The organism is Bacillus sp. FJAT-49711, from assembly GCF_018343715.1.
Classification (GTDB): domain Bacteria; phylum Bacillota; class Bacilli; order Bacillales; family Bacillaceae_C; genus Lederbergia.
This window is the reverse complement of sequence record NZ_JAGYPL010000001.1, coordinates 359,317-381,572: the sequence shown is the minus strand read 5'-3', so window position 1 is coordinate 381,572 and position 22,256 is coordinate 359,317. Positions and strand designations below refer to the sequence as shown.

Below are 22,256 nucleotides of genomic sequence, written 5' to 3'. Positions count from 1 at the left end.
TACGATACTTTGTACATTATACTACAAATTGTACATTTTTCACTCGAAAATTGAAGAATTGTTAGGAGAGTGCAAGCACCGTAATCATCGACGTGCAAACTTCGGCGCTAAAGACGTATGATAAAGGAAACATGGCGAACTTTCAGGAGAGTAGATGATACATATGTAAAAGAAAAGTTTAAGAAGATTGCTAGTCGAAAAACACTATAGCTGCACAAAAAAGCCAACCCATATAGGATTGGCTTGTATAATATTTATTCTTCTTCTTCCTCATCCAGAAAAGTGTTAAGCATCTCTTCTATCATTTCCCACTCTTCATCCGTTTCAATCGGCTGGAGACTGCCCTCTTCTCCTTCATCATTAGGAGTGTAAGCAGAGGCATGAATTTCGATTTCTTCGTTTTCGTCTTCTTCAGCACCAACAGGGAAGTATAATACATATGATTTATTAAATTCATCGGAATCAAATGTAAATAATACTTCAAATAGCTGTTCGTTTCCATTTTCATCTACTACTGTAATGTGTTTTTCCCCGTTTTCCATTTTCCTTCACCTCATTATTGTTGGCTGTCCAGATAACCTTGTAAAATCATCACGGCCGCCATTTTATCGATTACTTTTTTTCGTTTTTTTCTACTGACATCTGCTTCCAATAAAATCCGCTCTGCAGCCATCGTACTTAGGCGCTCGTCCCAAAGTTTAACAGGAATTTCAAATAGTGATTTCAGCTTTTCAGCGTAATATTGTGAAGCCTCACCTCGTGGACCAATCGTATTATTCATATTTTTCGGCAGACCAACAATAATTTCCTTTACATCATATTCCTTAATTATTTCACCAATTCTTTCAAATCCAAACCTTTTTATGTTTTCATCTATGGCGATCGTTTCTATTGCTTGTGCAGTCCAGCCCATTTCATCACTAATAGCCACTCCGACCGTTTTAGATCCAACATCAAGGCCCATTACTCTCATTTATTATCCCTCACGATGTTGTTTTAAATACGATTTCACCAATTCTTCGATGATTTCGTCGCGTTCCAGCTTTCTCATGATATTGCGTGCGTCATGATGCCTTGGAATATATGCAGGATCCCCTGAAAGCAGATAACCGACAATTTGGTTGATTGGATGATAACCTTTTTCCTGAAGAGCACCATACACATGAAGCAGCACTTCTTTTACATCTTGCTCCATTGGGTCTTCTTGATAATCAAAACGCATCGTTTTATCAAAAGAGCTCATTTACAACACCTCTCTTAAGACATACCATTTACAGATAGGCCTGATTGTCACATATTATCTTCATTGTACATGATTTCTTCTCGGAATCAAACGGATTTTACCCATTCAGTTACAAAGCCTAGAGCGGAATCTAGTTGATCTGGGTTTTTGCCGCCTGCTTGCGCCATATCAGGGCGTCCACCACCGCCACCCCCACAGCGGCCAGCTACTTCCTTAACGAGTTTTCCAGCGTGATAGCCTTTGTCAATTAAATCCTTCGTAACAGCAGCAATAATATTTACTTTATCATTGTGATTTGATCCTAAAACGATGATTCCAGTGCCTATTTTTTGCTTCAAATCATCCGCCATGTTGCGAAGTGTGTTCATATCGGATGCCTGAACTTTTTGCGCTAACACTTTAATGCCATCTATTTCCTCTACATATTTAAGCATACTCCCTGCTTCAATATTTGCAAGTTTTGAGGACAATGATTCATTTTCGCGTTGAAGGTCCTTTATTTCGGTAAGCAAAGTTTCTGCTCGATGAACCATATCCTTCGGCTTAGTTTTTAAAATATCAGCTGCCTGGTGGAACCTCATAATTTCGTCATTCATTACGAGATAAGCCCCTTCACCTGTTACAGCTTCAATTCTTCGCGTTCCTGCACCAATTCCACTTTCTGAAACAATTTTAAATAAGCCAATCGATGAACTATTTGAAACGTGGCAGCCTCCGCACAATTCCAAGCTATAATCATCTACGGAAACGACACGAACGACATCTCCATACTTTTCGCCGAATAAAGCCATTGCTCCCATGGCCTTCGCTTCTTCTAGACTTTTATTCGTGATTGTAACTGATATACTATCCCAAATTTTCTCATTCACAATTTGTTCAATTTTTTCAAGTTCATCAGGTTTTACTTGACCAAAATGCGAAAAATCAAATCGCAGTCGTTCAGGACCAACATATGAACCAGCTTGGTTTACATGGTTGCCAAGGACATCTTTTAATGCTTGATGAAGCAAATGCGTTGCTGTATGGTTTTTCTCAATTTTTCTGCGATTACCTTCATTTACTTGTGCATGTATATTTATTCCCTGCTGTAAAACTCCAGCAACCACTTCAGCGGAATGTAAGTTTTGTCCATTTGGTGCTTTTTGAACGTCCGTTACTTTTACAGTCAAGCCCGGTGCAGTGATTACCCCTTGGTCAGCAATTTGCCCTCCACTTTCTGCGTAAAAAGGCGTCTTTTCAAGGATTAAATCAATTTTTTCACCCTCACGAGCGTCTTGGACAAGTTCGCCATTTTTGATAATCGCCTGAACAATTGTATCAGCCTGCAGGTTTTCGTATCCGATAAAAGTACTGCTAACTTGTATATCTCCTAGGATGCCGCCTTGCACATGCATCGATTCGGTATCCTGTCTAGCAGATCTTGCCCGTTCACGCTGTTCCTCCATTGCGATGTCAAAGCCTTCATGATCAACCGTCATCTCTTCTTCTGCAGCATATTCTTCTGTTAGTTCAACGGGAAATCCATATGTGTCATAAAGTTTAAATACATCTGATCCATTAATAATGTTTTTGCCCTCTTGTTTCGCTTTTTGAATGATTGATGAAAGGATCTCTAAACCATCATTCAATGTTTCGTGAAAACGCTCCTCTTCATTCTTAATTACCTTTTGAACGAAGTCGGTTTTTTCCACAACATTAGGGTAAAAGTCTTTCATAATTTCGCCTACAACCGGCACAAGTTTGAACATAAATGGCTTATCAATATGAATATGTTTCGCATATCTAACTGCTCTTCTTAAAAGTCTACGCAATACATAGCCGCGACCTTCATTAGAAGGCAAAGCTCCGTCCGCAATCGCAAATGCTACAGTACGAATATGATCGGCAATCACTTTAAAAGCAGTATCATTTTCAGAATTTGATCCGTAAGATGTACCGGATATTTTTTCTGTTTCACGAATTATAGGTAAAAACAAGTCGGTATCAAAGTTCGTTGGCACGTTTTGAATAACAGAAGCCATTCGCTCTAATCCCATCCCTGTATCAATGTTTTTCTTAGGGAGCGGCGTATATGAGCCATCAGGATTATGGTTATATTGTGAAAATACAAGATTCCAAATTTCTAAATATCGTTCATTTTCTCCACCTGGATAAAGTTCCGGATCTTCGAAATCATCTCCAAATTCCGGACCTCTGTCATAAAATATTTCTGTGTTCGGACCACTTGGACCCTCTCCGATATCCCAAAAGTTACCCTCTAGGCGAATGATTCTTTCCTTTGGAAGGCCAATCTTTGTATTCCAAAGATCAAAAGCTTCATCATCTTCCGGATGAATCGTAACAGATAATTTATCAGCTTCGAATCCAATCCATTTTGGACTCGTTAAAAATTCCCAAGCCCATTCAATCGCTTCTGCTTTGAAATAATCACCAATTGAAAAGTTTCCTAGCATCTCAAAAAATGTGTGATGCCTAGCCGTTTTCCCTACATTTTCAATATCGTTAGTACGAATCGATTTTTGGGCATTTACGATACGCGGATTTTCGGGAATAACCCTACCATCAAAATATTTTTTTAATGTGGCTACACCGCTGTTAATCCATAATAATGTTGGATCGTCATGCGGAACAAGTGAAGCACTAGGTTCTATTCTGTGGCCCTTCTCTTGAAAAAAATCTAAAAACATTTTCCTGATTTGTGAACCAGTAAGTTCTTTCATTGTCAATACCTCCTAATATACTTGAAAAAAATAAAAAGCCCCACCCCTAAACAGGGGCGAAGCTTATTGTACGCGGTACCACCCTGATTCAAAAGCATACATACTATGCTTTTATCTCAGTACCTTAACGCGGTTAACGGCAGGAATTAGCTACTCTCAGGATTGGCATCTGTCATTCTTCATCTGGAATTTCTTTCAGCCTAGGAAATTCCTCTCTATAGATGGGCTATAACATTTAGATCCTTCTTCAATTTAACTATATTTGAATTTATAATAGAGATTATAGAGAACTTGGGATTCTTTGTCAATGCTCAGTCTGCCTCGTTCTAATTAAATGGTCCCTTGAATGAATAATAGCGATTTTTACAACAGCCAATATTGGAACAGACATTATCATCCCAATAATTCCAAATGCTTCTCCTCCAACAATAAGAGCGGCGATGATAAATAAGGGGTGCATGTGCAAGGATTTCCCAGCAATATATGGTGATAATATATTCCCTTCTATAAACTGAAGAATGAATACTACTACACCAGCTATAATGGCCAATTTAACGGAGGACATTAGTGCTATCAAGATAACGGGTACGGCACCAATAAGTGGACCAAAATAGGGAATTACATTTGTTATGGCAATGATAATGCCCAATAAAACCGGATAATGTACTCCAATTATTCCAAAAGCGATTGTAGCAGCCACACCAATTATTGCACATACAAGAATTTGTCCACGGATATAGCCGCCTAACGATTCGTTGACAGCATCCAAAAATTGAACCCCATTTCGCCGCCACTTCTTCGGAGTCATATACCAGCACGCTTTTTTGATTGCATCTAAATCCTTAAGCATATAAAAAGAAAGAAATGGTACAACTAATAAAATGAGTAAAAAATCAACAATATTCATTAAGGCTTTCGTCGTTTTTTCAATAATCTTGCCAAACCATTGTTCAACATCATTAATTCTTTCGTCAACTTGTATTTGGATTCCTTCTGGGAAATTTGATGTCGAGGTCTCTACTTGATGAATCCATTCTCGATATTGATCAATAAAGATAGGCAGTTGTTCAGAAAACTCTTTCATCTGTTTAATCATCATTGGAATCCCTAAATAAATGGCGAATCCAGTACCACCAAAAAAGATGAGATAAATAAGTAATATGGCTAGATATCTTTTCATCCCTAAGCTCTCTAGCTTCTCAACCAACGGATGCAATAAATAAGCGATAAGCCCACTTAAAAAAAATGGAAGGAGACCAATCATCACAGTTGTCAAAATAGGCCTCCAAATAGGCTTTAATAATAAAAAGCAATAAATAATGATAAAAATAAGCAATACGATAATTAATCGGTAAATAACTCGGAGATGGTGCTGATTCACAATGATTCCCCCTCGTTGTTAGTTTTCCGAAACCAAAACAGTTTTATCCTCTGTACATAAAGAAACTGCCCTAAAAGGACAGTTTCCCATGTTGATTAGCTCAGTTTTCGTTCCTGTTCATTAAACAAGTCGTCCAATGAACTTAAAGACCCATCTTCTTCAACTTGATGTGTGTGTATCATTCGATTACCAACTGACAATTCAATAAAACAGTTCCAACAATAATATTGATTGATGCCTATTTTACCAAGATCCTTACTTTGGCAATTTGGACATTTCATCATAGGGCTTGCCACCTCGCAGCTTAGTTACCGACACGATGATGGCATCTTTTCCAATCTTAGGTGGGTGGGGAGTTCTGATCACTCGTTTTCCTTGAGTTATATCAGAAAAGAAACCATCCGTCAGTTCATACCCTATGATTGTGCCCAATTCTTCCAGAAAATATACATCATCTAATAGACCAAGCTGGTCGCCTATTTGCGATAAAGTATGTTTCTTCATAAGTGGCTTGTCATGATGCATCGTGTATTCAGAAGGCTTTCCTTTATATTTTGTGAGAAGCTCTTTACTTTCAAGCAAGATCCCATCATGACCAAACGAAATAATATTCTTAATTGGAACTGTATGTTTATTACCAATTAAGCCTTTACATTGAAGTAAAAGATGGGATACTTGTCCGCTTTCCTGAATGACAATGTCACACACTTCACCAAGCAAGTCTCCATTTTTTTCATAAACAGGCATCCCTTTTAAAAGAGAAAATGTCCGCAAAGAATCCCCTGCCTTTCCGAACATTTATATTTTCCTCCTCAATTCAAAAAATCATAAGGCGAAACATTTTCCATGCCGATCATTGGATCAATAAGCAAGATGGTATCTTCTGACAAAACTTCTTGTTGTTGAATTTGTGACGAATGTGAATCCGAAATTAATTTTTCATATAAGGATGTTTTTCTAATTAGATCATCCTTACGTTCCACCCCCATACGAAAAGCACTTTCTTCACCGCATAATATAAGAAATTGCTTACTTCTTGTTATCGCTGTATAGAGTAAATTCCTTCTTAACATTCTATAGTAGCTGCGGACGACAGGAAGTATGACAATGGGAAATTCACTACCTTGTGACTTATGGATGGAACAGCAAAATGCATGAGTAATTTGGTTTAAATCTCCTCTCGTATAAGTCACTTCCGTACCTTCGAAAGAGACGATCACCATATCTTGATTTTCTGTATTTTCCTTCGCGTATAATATAGATATTATTTCTCCCATATCCCCATTAAAAACATGTTGTTCAGGTTGATTTACTAACTGTAGCACTTTGTCGCCGATTCTAAATGTAACTTCTCCAAAGTTAAGTTCTTTTCTTTTCTTATCATGATTAGGATTAAAAATTTCCTGAAGTATTTTATTTAAATTATCTATTCCCGCAGGTCCGCGGTACATTGGAGCAAGAACTTGAACGTCTTTTGCTGTATAACCTTTTTGTTTAGCATTTAGGACGACTTTTTTTATAACTTCACTTATTTGTCCTGTTTGGCACTGAAAGAAGGAGCGGTCTTTTTGTTGTTTAATGAGGTCAACTGGTGTTCTGCCATTTTTTATCTCGTGAGCAAGATTTATGATAGAGGATCCTTCCTCTTGACGATAAATGTCTGTCAGTTGAACAGTTGGGATGATATTGGAATAAATTAAATCTTTCAGCACTTGACCGGGGCCGACAGACGGCAATTGGTCTTCATCCCCTACAAAAATGACTTGAATTGATTGCGGCAATGCCTTTAGTAATTGATGGGCAAGCCATGTATCTACCATCGACACTTCGTCCACGATTACGAGCCTGCCTTCAATTTCCCTTATTTCATCAGAATCAAGTTGTTCTTGTCCTGTCATTCCTAAAAGTCGATGGATCGTCATGGCAGGCAAACCAGTCGATTCTGCCATCCTTTTTGCCGCCCTACCTGTTGGGGCTGTCAGTAGAATAGGAAATGGTTCTTCTTTTTTATAAGAATAAGGGTCGAGTGATAAGCCGTGTAATTCTGCATACAGCTCAACAATCCCTTTAATCACAGTTGTTTTACCTGTTCCGGGACCACCAGTCAAAATCATCATTGGGCTCAATAAGGCAGTTTTTATTGCATCTCGTTGTGATGGAGCATATTCAACATGTAATCGCTCCTCTAAATCACCTAGAGCAAGTAAAAATTCTGAATCAGGAAATTGTTCGGCATATTCCGTTTGCTCCATAATCCGTTCGATATTTGATACAATTCCTTTTTCTGAGAAATACAAAGAAGGCATATACACACGCTTGTTTTCGCCAACAATTTTCCCTTCTTCTTCAAGGTTAATTAATTGTGTTGCAATATCCTGAAAAGGGATGTCAATTCTTTGGCTTTCTTCTAGTAAAATTTTTACTTTTTCAAGAATTTCCGCGCTATCTAAATATACATGTCCATTTTTTAAACATTCTTGCTCCAAAACGTATAAACAACCCGCTTTGATTCGATCAGGATGACTCCCGGTTATCCCTAGCTGACTTCCTAGTTCATCCGCTCTTACGAAACCGATCCCTTCCACATCTTCAATTAGTTGAAAGGGATTTTTTTGCAAAACACTCAACGTCTCATCTTTATACACTTGATATATTTTCATTGAAATTTGCGGTCCAAAACCGTATTGATTTAGTCCAATCATGACTTGTTCAAGCCCTTGATGCTCAAGCAAAGTATCGTATAACTGTTTTGCCGTTTCAGGAGCAAGCTTTGGCACTTCATCAAGTAGGGATGGCTGTCCCAAGATTCGGGATATAGCATTTTCACCAAGTGTTTCAACTATTCGTTCCGCTGTTTTTTTTCCTATACCCTTGAATAAATCACTTGATAAATAAGTGACGACCCCTTGCTTCGTTTGAGGCAATTCTTTTTTAAAATGGTCAGCATTAAATTGCAATCCGAATTTCGGATGCTCTTTAAATTGACCATAAAAAATATACGTTTCCTGGTCATGAAGCTTAGGAAAAAAACCGGTGACAACCGCCTCTTTTTCCTTGTGATCCACATTTGTTCCGTCTACTCTAATTCGGATGACAGAATAAAAGTTTTGTTCATTATGAAAAATCGTGACAAGATGTCGACCTTTAATATATATTTCGTTTTCTTGAAATAAATCAAGAGAATCCTGAACAGTCATAATTGATTCCCCCATTCTAGTGGTTTACTGCCCTTTTTCTTCCGACAATTCTTCCACTAGCTTCTTGCCGTTTCCTGCGAGTGCATGATTTGGTTGAATATCCAAAGCTTTATCAAAACAATGAAGTGACTTTTCAGTATCATCATGGTGAGCTAAATAAGCAACACCTAAATTATAAAAGGCATCCGCATGATAAGAATCTTCTTTAATCACTGTCTCCAATTGTTTTATCGCCTCATCATAAACTTCGCTTCGTGCCAATGATAGCGCGTATTGAAATCTTGCTTCTATATCTTGATCATTAAGCTCCACACTTCTTTGCAAATAAGGTAGTGATAATTCATTTCTTCCAAGATTCACAAAACACATTCCCAGCATGTATTGGAGATCATTCGTTTCCGGCCCAATCGCGAGAGCCTTCTCAAACATTCCTGCCGCTTTATCATAACGCTCTTTATTGAAGTATAGATTACCGTAACTATAATAAGCTGCCGATGCTTTCTCATCGATTTCTATCGCTCTTTTTAAAAATTGCTCAGCTCGCTCTAGCTCGCCTACTGAAATAAGGACGTTGGCAAAATTCACATATCCCACAGCATCGTGAGGATTTTCTTCTATCGCTTCCGTAAACATTTGAATTGCTTTTTCAACATTTCCTTTTTGTAAAAATTCAATTCCTTGTAAATTTTTATCCATTCTATTCACTCCGGACTTTCAATAATTGACTTAAATTATATCATAAAAAAAACTGCCTATCATAAAAGTGATAAGCAGTTTAGCCGACATAAGCAAGTTTTTCGTGATTTTTATAAATAGTATCAATTGTACCGCCGCCTAAGCATTCTTCCCCATTGTAGAACACGACTGCTTGTCCAGGGGTTACAGCACGGACTGGTCTCGCAAATAACACATTTACTTCGCCATTTTCCTGCAGCTGTACTGTCACTTCTTCATCAGGCTGACGATAACGAAACTTTGCAGTACAAGTAAATTCTGACTGTTTTTTTTGATCTGATACCCAATTTACGTTCACTGCACGAATTGAATCAGAATATAGAGAAGGGTGGTCGAAACCTTGTTCTACATATAGTACATTCCGCTCTAAATCTTTTCCAACGACGAACCAAGGTTCTCCCGCTCCACCAATTCCAAGCCCGTGGCGTTGACCGATAGTATAATACATTAGCCCATCATGCGCGCCAACTTTTTTTCCATCAAGCGTCTCCATTACCCCTTTTTGGGCAGGTAGATAACCACTTAGAAATTCCTTGAAATTTCTCTCACCGATAAAGCAAATACCGGTGCTGTCTTTTTTGGAAGCTGTCGCAAGCCCGGCTTCTTCAGCAATTTCTCTTACTCGCTTTTTATCAATAGATCCAATTGGAAACATTACTTTTTTAAGTTGATCCTGATCTAATTGATTTAAAAAATACGTTTGATCCTTATTCGTATCCACTCCGCGGAGCATTTTTACTTCTCCGTCATGCATTTCAACTTGTGCATAGTGACCCGTTGCCAAATAATCGGCGCCAAGTTTCATCGCGTGGTCAAGAAATGCTTTAAACTTTATTTCCTTATTACACATAACATCCGGATTTGGTGTACGTCCTGCTTTATATTCATCGAGAAAATACGTAAACACTTTATCCCAGTATTGTTTTTCAAAATTAACCGCATAATATGGAATGCCTATTTGGTTGCACACTTGAATTACGTCGTTATAATCCTCCGTTGCTGTACAAACACCATTTTCGTCTGTATCATCCCAATTTTTCATAAAAATGCCAATTACATCATATCCTTGCTCTTTTAACAATAAAGCAGCTACTGATGAATCAACACCGCCAGACATACCAATAACAACACGCGTATCTTTTGGCGATTTAATCATCTTTCATCTTCCTTTCAATTTTGAAGCCTATGAACAATTCTTGCTGTTTCTTTTGCGGCTTCACTTACTTCATTCATTTTATTATCAGAACCGAAACTAAAACGAATCGAATTACGAATTCTCTCTGAATTTGGTCCAAACATGGCGACAAGAACATGTGATGGTTCGATTGAACCTGCTGTACAAGCGGATCCACTGGAAGCTGAAATCCCAGCCATGTCCAGATTCACAAGCATCGCCTCAACATCAGTTCCTGGAAAACTAATATTTAATATATGTGGAAGGGAGGCATCGAGAGATCCATTCACATGAAAATGAACGTTCTCAGCATATAAAGTCTGCAAAAAAGTTTCTTTTAATTTTTGATAAAAACTATTTTTTGCATCCATCTCTCTCATTGCTAAAGCTGAGGCTTCAGTAAAACCTGCAATTAAGGGCAGACTTTCAGTCCCAGCACGCCTTTTTAATTCTTGCTCCCCTCCAAACGTACTAGGATTTATTTTTGTTCCAGATTTCACATATAAAAAACCAATTCCTTTTGGTCCATTTATTTTATGTGCAGATACAGAAAGCAAATCGACATGCAGTTTTTTTACATCCATCTTGATTGCACCGTAAGCTTGGACCGCATCAGTATGAAATATTGCCTGATGAGATAATAAAGCATCAGCGATTTCTTTAATAGGCTGAATAGCGCCAACTTCATTATTCCCGTACATAATCGAAACAAGTATCGTTTCCGGGCGCAAAGATTGTTGAACTAATTCAGCACTAATGATACCTTGTTCATCCGGTGCCAAATACGTAATTTCAAATCCTTCCTTTTCAAGAAAGTGACATGCATGGAGAACAGCATGATGCTCGATAGTCGTTGTGATGATATGATTGCCTTTATGTTTATTCGCTCGAGCCGCACCAATAATTGCTAAATTATCAGCCTCCGTTCCACCACTCGTAAATACAATTTCGGAAAATAGAGCGTTTATACTGTTTGCCAATATCGTTCGTGATTCATCTAGTACCTTTCTTGCCTCACGTCCATATGAGTGGATGCTGGATGGATTGCCAAATGTGTCTGTCATTGTAGAGACAATTTTTTCTGCAACAAGCGGATGAATGGGAGTCGTTGCCGCATGATCTAAATATATTCTATCCATGTTTTCACCTGTTTCTAAAAATTAGATATAGAACATATAAGCATCGGGCGTATCATCTTCTGAATGATTGGCCAGATCCTCTACTGTTGTATTATCCAAAACATCTTTTACCGCATCTCGAATTCTCATCCATAATTTACGTTTAGCCGGTTCTTCATCTTCTATCCCTTCAACAGGACTAATAGGACCTTCCAATACACGAATAATATCTCCAGCCGTAATGTTTGCAGGCTCATCAGCCAAAACATAGCCGCCATAGGCTCCCCTTATACTTCTAACAAGACCAGCATTGCGAAGCGGTCCAGCCAACTGTTCTAAATAATGCTCTGAGAGATCGTGGGTTTGTGCAATGGACTTCAATGAAATAGGCCCCTCACCATGTCTTTTTGCCAGCTCAATCATAATCGTTAATCCATATCTTCCTTTTGTTGAAATTTTCATTAACTTGCACCTCGTTCTAGTTCTTTCTCAATGTGATTATTTATATTTTTTTCTAATATTTTATCAGTTAATTGTTGGCATTGCGGTAAAGCAAAACCGATGAACGTTCCTATAGCGACACTGAATATAAGTGTGCCGATAAAAACCGGCCCACCTAGGAGCCATCCCACAAAAAGAACAGCTATTTCCATTATTCTACGAACCGTCGATACTTTCCAGCCAGTTTTCTCCTGTATGGCAAGCATAAAACTATCCCTCGGTCCCGCTCCAAGCTTAGCTGACAAATAAATACCCATTCCATATGAGTAAAGGAGCATGCCTATAAAAAACATAATTATTGTTCCTAACAGACTATTTGGTTCGGTCAAAAATGGAAGAAGCATAAACATATCTATAAAAACACCAATTAGAATCATATTTAAATATGCACCATATTGGGGCCATTTCTTCATTAAAATTGCTGAACTTCCTAATATTGTTACACCAACGAGAACGGACCAAGTGCCAATCGACAATCCTAATTGATAATAAAGACCTACATGCAATACATCCCAAGGAGAAACGCCAAAGTTCGATATAATCATTAACACAATCCCCAAAGACATGATTAGTAAGCCTACCGTAAAAATAATGAGTCTGAAAAAACTATTTTTATGTTTTGGCATACGCGTTTACTCCTTTGCATTGCTCAATTATAGCACATACATATTCTTAAATGCATACATGCTGATGTTTTGTTATGATAGAATGAATAGTATAGAACGTCAGTTTGGAGAGATTAACTGTGAAAACACAACCTTTGGCCTTTAGAATGCGCCCCCAATCAATAGAAGAGATAGCTGGGCAGCAGCATTTAGTTGGAGAAGGGAAAATTATAGCAAGAATGGTGAAAGCAAAACAACTGTCTTCAATGATATTATATGGTCCTCCCGGAATCGGAAAAACATCGATAGCCAGTGCAATTGCAGGAAGTACAAAATATGCCTTCAGAACACTAAATGCCGTAACAAATAATAAAAAAGATATGGAAATTGTAGCTGCAGAAGGGAAAATGAGCGGGAAGGTAATTTTATTATTGGATGAGGTCCATAGACTTGATAAAGGAAAACAAGATTTCTTGCTACCATATTTAGAAAACGGAATGATTATTTTAATAGGTGCCACAACAAGTAATCCGTATCACGCCATAAATCCCGCCATTAGAAGCCGTTGTCAAATTTTCGAGTTATTTCCTTTAACTGATACGGAGATAAAAGAGACTTTACAGAGAGCATTGGAAGATCCTGTAAGAGGGCTCGGTTCTTATTCAATTTCTTTGGAGGAAAAAGCTTTAGATCATTTAGCAATAGCAAGTAATGGAGATGCTAGAAGTTCATTAAATGCATTAGAACTAGCTGTATTATCGACTGAACCAGATGAAGGCGGCGTGATTTATATAACTGAAGCGATTGCCGAAGAATGCCTTCAAAAGAAAAGCTTGGCACATGATAAAGACGGAGATGCCCATTATGATGTACTAAGCGGCTTTCAAAAATCCATAAGGGGAAGCGACGCGAACGCAGCTCTTCATTATTTAGGCCGTTTAATTGAAGCAGGCGACCTACCGAGTATTTCGAGGAGATTGCTCGTGATTGCTTATGAAGATATTGGGCTTGCAAATCCACAAGCAGGTCCACGGACATTAGCAGCGATTCAAACTGCAGAAAAAATTGGCTTTCCAGAAGCACGAATTCCACTAGCAAATGCTGTTATAGAATTATGCTTATCACCAAAATCTAATTCTGCCATATGTGCCATTGATGAAGCATTGGCTGACATTCGAGCAGGCTTGAGTGGAGAAGTTCCGCTCCATTTAAAAGACGCCCACTATAAAGGAGCAAAAGCTCTAGGAAGAGGCATTGATTACAAATACCCTCATGATTATGATAATGGTTGGGTCAAACAGCAATATCTCCCTGATAAATTGAAGCGGAAGCAATACTATAAACCAAAGCTAACAGGAAAATTTGAACAAGCACTTGCATCAATATATGAAAAAATCAATAAAAGTTAATTTGAAAGGCAGCTAAGTCATCTATACTTAACTGCCTTTTATTTCATCCTTCATTTACTCTATGGATATGGATGTCTTTCAAAATTTCACGTACGACGTAGCTCGCCATAATTAGGCCAACTGTCGAAGGAACAAATGCATTTGATGATGGCGGCATTTGCGCTTTTCTTATCTCTGAATCATCCTTCCCGACCGTTTTCCGAACTTCCTCACGAATAACAATAGGACTTTCATCAGAGAAAACAACAGGTATTCCTTTTTTGATGCCTTCTTTTCTAAGTTTTGTTCTAATCACTTTCGCAATTGGATCGGTATGGGTTTTAAAAATATCTTTAATCATTAACCGGGTTGGATCCATTTTATTAGCTGCGCCCATTGATGAAATGATCGAGATATCTCGCTTTAAGCATTCTTTGATTAAATGAATTTTATAAGAAATGGTATCTGAAGCATCCACAACAAAATCGGGTTGATGTTCGAAAAAGGCTTCATATGTGTCTTCTGTATAAAACATTTTTAAAGCAACAACTTCACATTCTGGGTTAATATCTTCAATTCTTGTTTTCATTAAATCAACCTTGGGCTGTCCAACTGTTGAAAGTAAAGCAATAAGTTGTCTGTTCACGTTTGTTATATCTACATCATCTTTATCAACTAGAATTAGTTTTCCTACACCGCTTCGTGCCAATGCCTCGGCTGCAAACGTCCCTACTCCGCCAACACCAAGAACGGCAACCGTGCTGTTTTTTAATAATTCTAGGCCATCCTTGCCAATTGCCAACTCGTTTCTCGAAAATTGATGCAACATGTTTATCAGCTCCAAGTATGTTCAATCTTTTCTATACTGAATTAGAATAAATGAAAAAATATTATTTATCAACTTACAAAAACAAAGAGCCTATCTAAGGACCTTTTACTTACATAAAAAAATTAGTCTATTCTTAGGAGTTCAAATAAACCGGAAATAAAAAAACAACCTTCAAATAAAGGCTGTTTCGTTGGAAATAGGAAAAAGTCCCAATTATGCCGTCTGTTAAAAATCCTTTGTTTTGAACCCGCTCTTGGCAGGTGGGTGTCCTGCTCCAGGCTTTATGTGTCCTCTCGCAGAGGCTTGCATTCAGTCTGGAAACTCCAAACTCCCGTAGGTATGAGATGTCGGTCAAAACGAAAAGGTGTATAGACGAACACATCAGGACTTTTCTTGTTGATTAAATACTAACATAGGAAAAAGCTTTTTTCAAACGTAAATACATGGGAATATTTCACTAATTTCAAAGAAAAGCGTAAGCGCAATGCTCATCGGCGTACAAACTTTAGGACCTTCTACCGAGATTAAGGAGACACGGCGAGGAACGAGCCGATGTTGACTTATCGTAAGGGAAAAGGGCAGGAAGTTTGCCTTTCGATAGGCGCTGTAGCTAGACAATGAAAAGTAATTTCTTCGTTACAAAACCTTTTCAGGCTTGACATCTACACGAAGCTGCAATTCTTTTAATTGAGCTTCGCTTACTTCATCTGGCGCCTTCATTAACAAATCACTTGCACTTGCTGTTTTAGGGAAAGCAATCGTATCACGAAGACTATTTCTTCCGGCTAAAAGCATGACCATTCGATCTAGACCTAATGCAATCCCACCATGTGGAGGGGTTCCATATTCAAAGGCTTCAAGTAAAAATCCGAACTGCCTCTTCGCTTCTTCCATGGAAAATCCAAGTACTTTAAACATCTTTTCTTGTACTTCTCTTTCAAAAATTCGCAGTGAGCCTCCACCTAATTCATATCCATTTAACACAAGGTCATATGCTTGTGCTTTAACATCACTTGGGTCTGATTCCAGCTTATCCAAATCTTCTCGTGCAGGCATCGTAAATGGATGATGTGCAGCATAATAGCGATTTTCTTCTTCATCGTATTCCAGCAGCGGCCATTCCGTAACCCAAAGGAAATTATACTTATTTTCATCAATCAACCCTAAATCTTTGCCGAGTTTCAAACGTAATGCACCTAATGAGTCTGCAACTATCTTTTTTGAATCAGCAGCAAACAGTATTAAGTCACCTTGTTCAGCTGAAAGGAATTCACAGAGCTCTGTTTGTTCTGCATCTGCAAAGAATTTTGCAATCGGCCCTTTTAACCCGTCAGCATCGACTTTGAGCCAAGCAAGACCTTTAGCGCCGTACCGGGCGGCAAACTCACCTAAACCGTCAATATCTTTTCTAGAGTATTGATCTGCACTTTGCTTTACGACGAGAGCTTTCACCTGTCCGCCTGAAGTAATCGCATTTGAGAATACTTTAAAACTTGAGTTTTCGACTAACTTTGAAATATCTTGTAGTTCCATTCCAAATCGAGTATCTGGTTTATCCGATCCGTATTTTTCCATTGCCTCATCATATGGCATGATAGGGAAAGGAGTTTCAATTTCAAGCTCTTTCGTCGCGAACATGACTTGCTTCATCATCCGCTCAACCATTTCTCTAATATCTTCTTGACTCATGAAGCTTACTTCAATATCAATTTGAGTAAACTCTGGCTGGCGGTCTGCCCGTAAATCCTCATCACGAAAACATCTGGCAATCTGATAATATTTATCAAAACCACTAACCATTAAGAGTTGCTTAAATATTTGCGGTGATTGCGGCAAAGCAAAAAATTCACCAGGATGAACTCTGCTAGGAACTAAATAATCTCTCGCCCCTTCTGGAGTACTTTTCGTAAGAATTGGCGTTTCAATATCAAGATAGCCCTCTTCATCTAAAAAATTACGAATCGTTCTCGTAACAGTAGAACGCATTTTAAAAACATCGTACATTTCCGTTCTTCGAAGATCCAAATATCTATATTTCAAGCGAATGTCTTCTGCAGCCTCAGTATTATTTTCAATCATAAATGGAGGAGTCTTCGCCTCGTTAATAATATTCACTTCTGTAACGACGATTTCTATTTTACCTGTTTTTAAATTATCATTTATCGTCCCTACATTTCTTGCCACGACAGTACCACGAACGTCGACCACATATTCGTTTCGTACTTTTTCGGCAATTTCCAAAGCTTGCCTAGAAATTTCAGGATTAAAGACAATTTGTACAATTCCTGTTCTGTCACGAAGGTCGATAAATATCAAACCTCCCAAATCACGACGTCTTTGTACCCATCCTTTTAAAATAACTGACTCCCCAATTGACTTTTCGGTAATCTCACCGCAATAATGTGTTCTACCAAACATACAATATCCTCCTCATCGGCATTGCTTACTAAATTCGTCTATAAAATTATCTAACGGCAATTCACTTTGTTCACCATTATCTAAGTTTTTTACAGTTATTTTACCAGTTTGCAATTCTTCATCGCCTAAAATAATCGCGAATTTAGCTCCTAGACGCTCAGCAGCTTTAAATTGCGCTTTTACTTTTCGATTTAAATAATCACGATCAGCAGAAAATCCTGCTTGACGTAACTTTTGCAATAATGAGACAGAGTAATCTCTTGCCTCATCTCCAAGTACTATAATATAGCAGTCCGCTGAATACTTGGAATCAATATTGATACCTTCTGCCTCCAAAGCACTAATCAATCTTTCCATACTTAATGCGAAACCGATTCCGGGCGTATCAGGACCACCCATCTCCTCTACAAGTCCGTTATATCTTCCTCCGCCACAAAGTGTCGTAATCGCACCAAAGCCTTCCGCTTCACTCATTATTTCAAATGCTGTGTGATTATAGTAATCCAAACCTCTAACAAGAGTTGGATCCACAATAAAATCAATGTCCATTTCTGACAAGTATTGTCTTACTTTCTCAAAGTATTTCTTCGAATCTTCATTTAGAAATTCTAGAATTGAAGGAGCAGATTTCATTAACTCATGTTCACGGTCTTTCTTACAGTCAAGAATTCTTAATGGATTTTTTTCGAGTCGCTTTTGGCAATCTCCACAAAATTCATCTATTCTTGGTTGAAAATGGTTGATCAGGGCCGTTCGGTGTGCATTCCTGCTCTCATTGTCCCCAAGACTATTAATGACAAGACGCAGCCTCTTTAAACCAAGTGATTTGTAAACATCCATTGCAAGAGAAATGACTTCGGCATCGATAGCCGGATCCATACTTCCCAATGCTTCTACACCAAACTGAACAAATTGACGGTATCTGCCCGCCTGAGGACGCTCGTAACGAAACATCGGCCCTAAATAATAGAGCTTTACAGGTTGTGTAGGGTTTCCAAACATTTTATTTTCAGCAAAAGAGCGAACGACTGATGCGGTTCCTTCCGGCCTAAGGGTTATATTTCTACCGCCGCGATCATGAAAGGAGTACATTTCCTTTTGAACAATGTCGGTTGTATCCCCCACTCCGCGTAAAAAAAGTTCTGTATTTTCAAAAATAGGAGTTCGGATTTCTCGATATTGATATTTTTTGCAAATGTCTTTCGCTTTTTCTTCAATGAATTGCCACTTTTCAACCACTCCAGGAAGGATGTCTTGCGTCCCTCTCGGTATTTGTATGGTCATACTACGTTCCTCCTTTTTTAACATGTCTTATCACAGCTAATAAGGTTCTTTCCATTAAAAAAACCTCTCGTCTCTTGTTTCGAAAAACAAGGGACGAGAGGTTAATTCCCGCGGTGCCACCCTTTTTGAAGCCGTAAAAAACAGCTCCCACTCAAACAGTTATCGCCTGAATACGTCCATTCCTACTAAGTTGCGCCTTTTCGAAATAGAAGCCTAAGGAATGTGCTTCATTGAGTCGAATTGGAGAAATGCTCCCAGCCATGGCATTTCCTCTCTTTCCATACGGATCTCAATTACTTTTTCCCTCATGGGCCATTATAGTTATGTTGATAATTATTCATTTATCATACGAATATCGTAAAACTTTGTCAATACATACCATAATTGTTTTATTTCAATTTCGTCTTTAAGACCTACCCATTCTTTTTTTAAATCCTTTAATATCCGCCAATGAAAGTCCGTATTCTGAGATAGGCTCCTCCATAATCATATAATTCTCTTTTTCAATACTATGTTTAAAATTCAACGAAAAAAGTTGGGATGTACTGAAGGAAGCTATACGATTTTGATCATTTGCTCTCAACTTGGTGCCTCCTAATCATTTTTAGTTAGTAAAAAAGGATAAGTTTTTTAAGTCTAAATTTATAATTTTAGACTTATTCTGTATAGCTCCAACCCCTATCTAGCAGTGAATTTCTTCTCTTTCCAGCTTGAGTAGCTAATATCCATTCGCCCAGCATCAACAGCCGCAAGTAAAGCAGCTTTTCTGATTAGTATTGCCCATTTTAAAAAACTTAAAAGGATTTTTATGCTTTTCATCGAATATAAAATTTGATTAGAATATATAAAAGTTGGTAAAATTGATAATTAGGTCAGTGAGAAAGGCGGTTTCATTTTTTGGGGAAAAAACTATTCTTTTTTATTATCATTCCATTCTTTCTTATTATACTTTTTGTACGATTTTCTCCTGTTATTTTTGCGGAATCAGATACAATTGTTGTTACTGAAGATATAGTGAATGTTAGAGAAAAGCCAGGAACAACTTATACAATCATTACCCAAATCCGAAAAGGAGAAACATATGAAATAAAAAATGAAAAAGATGGTTGGTATGAAATTAAGCTTCCATCTGGGAAAAAAGGCTGGGTTGCAAATTGGTTAGCCCAGGAGCAAAAGTCTACTTCAAACATAAATGCAGGAATGGTCACTGCTGATCATTTAAATATCAGATCAGAGCCAAATCTTTCTGGTTCAGTAATAGGGAACCTCCAAATGGGTGATGATGTTGTTATCTTGGATCATAAAGAGGATTGGTATGAAATAGAATTTTCATCTGGTCCCGCTTGGGTAAGCAGTGCTTATATTGAAACAATCGCACCTAATCAACCAGCGAGTAATAATATTTCCGGTCAAGAAAAACATTATATTAGCCCATTATATGATGGTACGAATATTAGAAAAAAACCGACCTTAAAATCGGGGATTATTGGACAGGCATCTTCAAAAGATGTTTATAGGGTTTTGGAAAAAGACGGAGATTGGATAAAGATTGAGTTTGATTCAGGAAAAAAAGGTTATATTGCGAGCTGGATTGTCTCAAAAACGAATAAAGTTCCTGCAAAAACGAAAGCAAATTCAAAAACCATTGTTATAGACCCAGGGCACGGAGGGCGTGATGAAGGGGCTGCAGGGGCAAATGGAACACTGGAAAAGGGTTTGACGATGAATGCGTCACTTCTACTTAGTGAAAAATTAACAACTGCCGGCTTTAATGTTGTATTAACTCGATCTTCCGATGATTACGTAAGTTTGCAAGACCGTGCAGAACTTGCATATATCGAAAATGCTGACGTCTTCATTAGCCTGCACTTTGATAGTATAGAAGACAGTACTGTCCATGGCCATACAACTTATTATTATTACGACAGCGAAATGAAATTAGCGGATACTGTACATAATCATATATCAAATGCCATCAATATTTCAGACCGGGGAGTTCGATATGGCGACTATTATGTACTTAGAGAAAATCAGCAACCGTCTCTATTACTTGAGTTAGGGTACTTAAGCAATCCTGCCGAAGAGGAAATCATAAAAACAAATACGTACATGGATAAAATTACTACTGCCATTGAAAAAGGACTTGTTGAATATTTTTCAGGCAACTAAATAAGGGAGCTGTCTAAAAGTCGCAGTCATTGACTCTTTAGATAGCTTCTTTTCTCTTTACTACCTAGACTGTTGATTTCCACTGCAGGTGTTCGCTTTCCGCGGGCGGTACGGGGAGCCTCCTCGGCGCAAAGCACCTGTGGCCTGTGGGGTCTCCCCTGTCCCGTACTCCCACAGGAGTCTCACATCTTCCGCTACAATCTACATTGTGCCAAAATCAATTGTGTGCTTTTTAATAGAGAAAAGAACCATCCTTTCAAAGGCAATGAGAAGTTTTTTAAAAGATTGTTTATTGCAAATCAAAACGACTTAAATTTCATATATGTGAATTTTAAGTCGTCTTTTTCAATTCTTAAGGGTATAAAATAAGAAAATTATACATCAATTACCTAGAATACTAACGTACTAAAAGAACTATTTTTATGTTATTCGTCTAACAAAATGGCTATCACTACTTTTTGTTTAGTTCATTATTACTGACATTTACACTAATTACTTTCGTTACTTTCTTTCCATCTCTATTTGGAATAGTTATGGTAATCTTGTCTTCTCTTAGTTGCTCAGGGTAATCATCTAGTTGAATGGGTCCTATGCCAGATTCGTTTCCAGCAGCGATTCTTGCCTTTTCTTCTTCACTCAAATCATCTATTTTGATGTCCTCACCAAGGAAATGAGCAAAATCATCCGCCGCTGCCCACTTTCCATAAATTTCATAAATACCGTTTGCACAGCATCCTCAGCCTCCTGCTTGTTGCCCAAAATCGAAAAACATACTCGATAAACAATTTCAACATGACGATCGTATACTTCGGTAATATGACTGTTCATATGATTTGATGATATATCATCGGTATTATTCAAATCCGCATGTAACACGGATCTCTTCATCATCGCTTTTCACATCCTCTCATTTGTAACACGATTAAAGCGATCAAAAGGTTTTAGTATTTTGCAAAAATAAAAAACAAGCTGCTGTGTTAATTACATGTTTATACTTAAGAAATTTCACTTTAAAAAGAAAGCATGAAATAGCTCCGAATTCGAAAACTTTTTTTTCCAAAACAAGATCGGATTAGGGACTTTATTTTTAACTAGCAAATGTTTATTTATTACTTCGTAGAAGAAACTATAAAAAGCGTTCATCCTTCATCTAGGATCAACGCACACATTAATTGATTAAGAAAAGTGAATTATCAATTGCTTAGGTTATTCCTTTTCATTAATTCGAATTTTTATTGGTTTTAAATAGTCTTTGAGAGAAAATATAGGAAAAAGTAGCAATAACCAATGTTATAAGTAGTAACATTGAATGGGTCTTACCAAACGATACTTCTTGACTAAAAGTCCCTTCTTTTGTGGAAAAATCTGGTGTATAAAGTGCATTTATGATTACACCCGAAAATATTTGAAATACCAAGTAAAGTAATACAAAACTTATTATAAACACAAGATATTTTTTCAAATTTACCACTCCCTTCCAAGTTATATGTGAAT

The 22,256-nt window shown here is 37.7% G+C and carries 21 protein-coding genes, 1 other RNA gene and 1 other annotated feature; of the genes, 2 read left to right on the top strand and 20 right to left on the bottom strand.

Going from position 1 to position 22,256, the window contains the following annotated elements:
* Positions 1-254: 254 nt before the first annotated feature.
* The 13 genes from KHA96_RS01900 to KHA96_RS01840 all read right to left on the bottom strand — a co-directional run bounded on the left by KHA96_RS01900 (position 255) and on the right by KHA96_RS01840 (position 12,695).
* Positions 255-542: a DUF1292 domain-containing protein gene (locus KHA96_RS01900; RefSeq protein WP_213127603.1), complete on the bottom strand. Its 288-nt coding sequence runs from the start codon at positions 540-542 to the stop codon at positions 255-257.
* A 14-nt stretch (positions 543-556) separates the two neighbouring features.
* A complete protein-coding gene (gene ruvX, locus KHA96_RS01895) occupies positions 557-973 on the bottom strand; it encodes a Holliday junction resolvase RuvX (RefSeq protein ID WP_213127602.1) in 417 nt (138 codons plus the stop codon).
* Between the two features lie 3 nt (positions 974-976).
* The gene (locus tag KHA96_RS01890; protein ID WP_213127601.1) at positions 977-1,243 is read right to left on the bottom strand and encodes an IreB family regulatory phosphoprotein; all 267 of its coding nucleotides are present in this window, start codon (positions 1,241-1,243) and stop codon (positions 977-979) included.
* An 86-nt stretch (positions 1,244-1,329) separates the two neighbouring features.
* Positions 1,330-3,963, bottom strand: a complete 2,634-nt coding sequence (alaS, locus tag KHA96_RS01885) for an alanine--tRNA ligase (protein WP_213127600.1) — start codon at positions 3,961-3,963, stop codon at positions 1,330-1,332.
* A gap of 304 nt (positions 3,964-4,267) precedes the next feature.
* Positions 4,268-5,344, bottom strand: a complete 1,077-nt coding sequence (locus tag KHA96_RS01880) for an AI-2E family transporter (RefSeq protein ID WP_213127599.1) — start codon at positions 5,342-5,344, stop codon at positions 4,268-4,270.
* Between the two features lie 95 nt (positions 5,345-5,439).
* Complete coding sequence (locus KHA96_RS01875) at positions 5,440-5,628, bottom strand: hypothetical protein (RefSeq protein WP_213127598.1); 189 nt, start codon at positions 5,626-5,628, stop codon at positions 5,440-5,442.
* The gene (locus KHA96_RS01870; RefSeq protein WP_249315210.1) at positions 5,600-6,142 is read right to left on the bottom strand and encodes a PRC-barrel domain-containing protein; all 543 of its coding nucleotides are present in this window, start codon (positions 6,140-6,142) and stop codon (positions 5,600-5,602) included. Before KHA96_RS01870 ends, KHA96_RS01875 begins: the two co-directional genes overlap by 29 nt.
* 14 nt (positions 6,143-6,156) lie before the next feature.
* Positions 6,157-8,541 carry an SF1B family DNA helicase RecD2 gene (gene recD2 / locus KHA96_RS01865; protein WP_213127597.1) on the bottom strand — a complete coding sequence of 795 codons (2,385 nt, stop codon included), beginning with the start codon at positions 8,539-8,541 and terminating at the stop codon, positions 6,157-6,159.
* A 24-nt stretch (positions 8,542-8,565) separates the two neighbouring features.
* Entirely contained in the window at positions 8,566-9,237 is a 672-nt protein-coding gene (locus KHA96_RS01860) for a tetratricopeptide repeat protein (RefSeq protein ID WP_213127596.1), read from the bottom strand.
* 79 nt (positions 9,238-9,316) lie between these two features.
* A complete protein-coding gene (gene mnmA, locus KHA96_RS01855) occupies positions 9,317-10,432 on the bottom strand; it encodes a tRNA 2-thiouridine(34) synthase MnmA (protein ID WP_213127595.1) in 1,116 nt (371 codons plus the stop codon).
* 14 nt (positions 10,433-10,446) lie between these two features.
* Positions 10,447-11,589, bottom strand: a complete 1,143-nt coding sequence (locus KHA96_RS01850) for a cysteine desulfurase family protein (protein ID WP_213127594.1) — start codon at positions 11,587-11,589, stop codon at positions 10,447-10,449.
* Between the two features lie 21 nt (positions 11,590-11,610).
* Positions 11,611-12,030, bottom strand: a complete 420-nt coding sequence (gene cymR, locus KHA96_RS01845) for a cysteine metabolism transcriptional regulator CymR (protein ID WP_213127593.1) — start codon at positions 12,028-12,030, stop codon at positions 11,611-11,613.
* The gene (locus KHA96_RS01840; protein ID WP_213127592.1) at positions 12,030-12,695 is read right to left on the bottom strand and encodes a YczE/YyaS/YitT family protein; all 666 of its coding nucleotides are present in this window, start codon (positions 12,693-12,695) and stop codon (positions 12,030-12,032) included. The genes cymR and KHA96_RS01840 overlap by 1 nt, the downstream gene beginning before the upstream one ends.
* Before the next feature lie 146 nt (positions 12,696-12,841).
* Between KHA96_RS01840 and KHA96_RS01835 the strand changes: the two genes are divergently transcribed.
* Positions 12,842-14,083 (top strand): replication-associated recombination protein A, encoded by a 1,242-nt coding sequence (locus KHA96_RS01835; protein WP_213128645.1) that lies wholly within the window; start codon positions 12,842-12,844, stop codon positions 14,081-14,083.
* Positions 14,084-14,126: 43 nt separating this feature from the next.
* Here KHA96_RS01835 and KHA96_RS01830 read toward each other — a convergent pair whose 3' ends face one another.
* The 5 genes from KHA96_RS01830 to KHA96_RS01810 form a co-directional block, all read right to left on the bottom strand.
* Positions 14,127-14,891 (bottom strand): tRNA threonylcarbamoyladenosine dehydratase, encoded by a 765-nt coding sequence (locus KHA96_RS01830; protein WP_213127591.1) that lies wholly within the window; start codon positions 14,889-14,891, stop codon positions 14,127-14,129.
* 202 nt (positions 14,892-15,093) lie between these two features.
* A non-coding RNA gene (ssrS, locus tag KHA96_RS01825) (6S RNA) lies at positions 15,094-15,282 on the bottom strand.
* A 245-nt stretch (positions 15,283-15,527) separates the two neighbouring features.
* On the bottom strand, positions 15,528-17,309 hold the full coding sequence (gene aspS / locus KHA96_RS01820; RefSeq protein WP_213127590.1) for an aspartate--tRNA ligase: 1,782 nt from the start codon (positions 17,307-17,309) through the stop codon (positions 15,528-15,530).
* A gap of 12 nt (positions 17,310-17,321) precedes the next feature.
* Positions 17,322-18,593 (bottom strand): histidine--tRNA ligase, encoded by a 1,272-nt coding sequence (hisS, locus tag KHA96_RS01815; protein ID WP_213127589.1) that lies wholly within the window; start codon positions 18,591-18,593, stop codon positions 17,322-17,324.
* An 86-nt stretch (positions 18,594-18,679) separates the two neighbouring features.
* Positions 18,680-18,912, bottom strand: a binding site (T-box leader).
* Between the two features lie 87 nt (positions 18,913-18,999).
* The gene (locus tag KHA96_RS01810) at positions 19,000-19,176 is read right to left on the bottom strand and encodes a hypothetical protein (RefSeq protein WP_213127588.1); all 177 of its coding nucleotides are present in this window, start codon (positions 19,174-19,176) and stop codon (positions 19,000-19,002) included.
* A 314-nt stretch (positions 19,177-19,490) separates the two neighbouring features.
* Between KHA96_RS01810 and KHA96_RS01805 the strand changes: the two genes are divergently transcribed.
* Positions 19,491-20,762 (top strand): N-acetylmuramoyl-L-alanine amidase family protein, encoded by a 1,272-nt coding sequence (locus KHA96_RS01805; protein WP_213127587.1) that lies wholly within the window; start codon positions 19,491-19,493, stop codon positions 20,760-20,762.
* A 451-nt stretch (positions 20,763-21,213) separates the two neighbouring features.
* On the opposite strand, the gene KHA96_RS01800 is transcribed toward KHA96_RS01805, so the two are convergent.
* Positions 21,214-21,402 (bottom strand): hypothetical protein, encoded by a 189-nt coding sequence (locus KHA96_RS01800; RefSeq protein WP_213127586.1) that lies wholly within the window; start codon positions 21,400-21,402, stop codon positions 21,214-21,216.
* Between the two features lie 5 nt (positions 21,403-21,407).
* The gene (locus KHA96_RS01795) at positions 21,408-21,653 is read right to left on the bottom strand and encodes an RNA polymerase sigma factor (RefSeq protein ID WP_213127585.1); all 246 of its coding nucleotides are present in this window, start codon (positions 21,651-21,653) and stop codon (positions 21,408-21,410) included.
* Between the last annotated feature and the right edge of the window lie 603 nt (positions 21,654-22,256).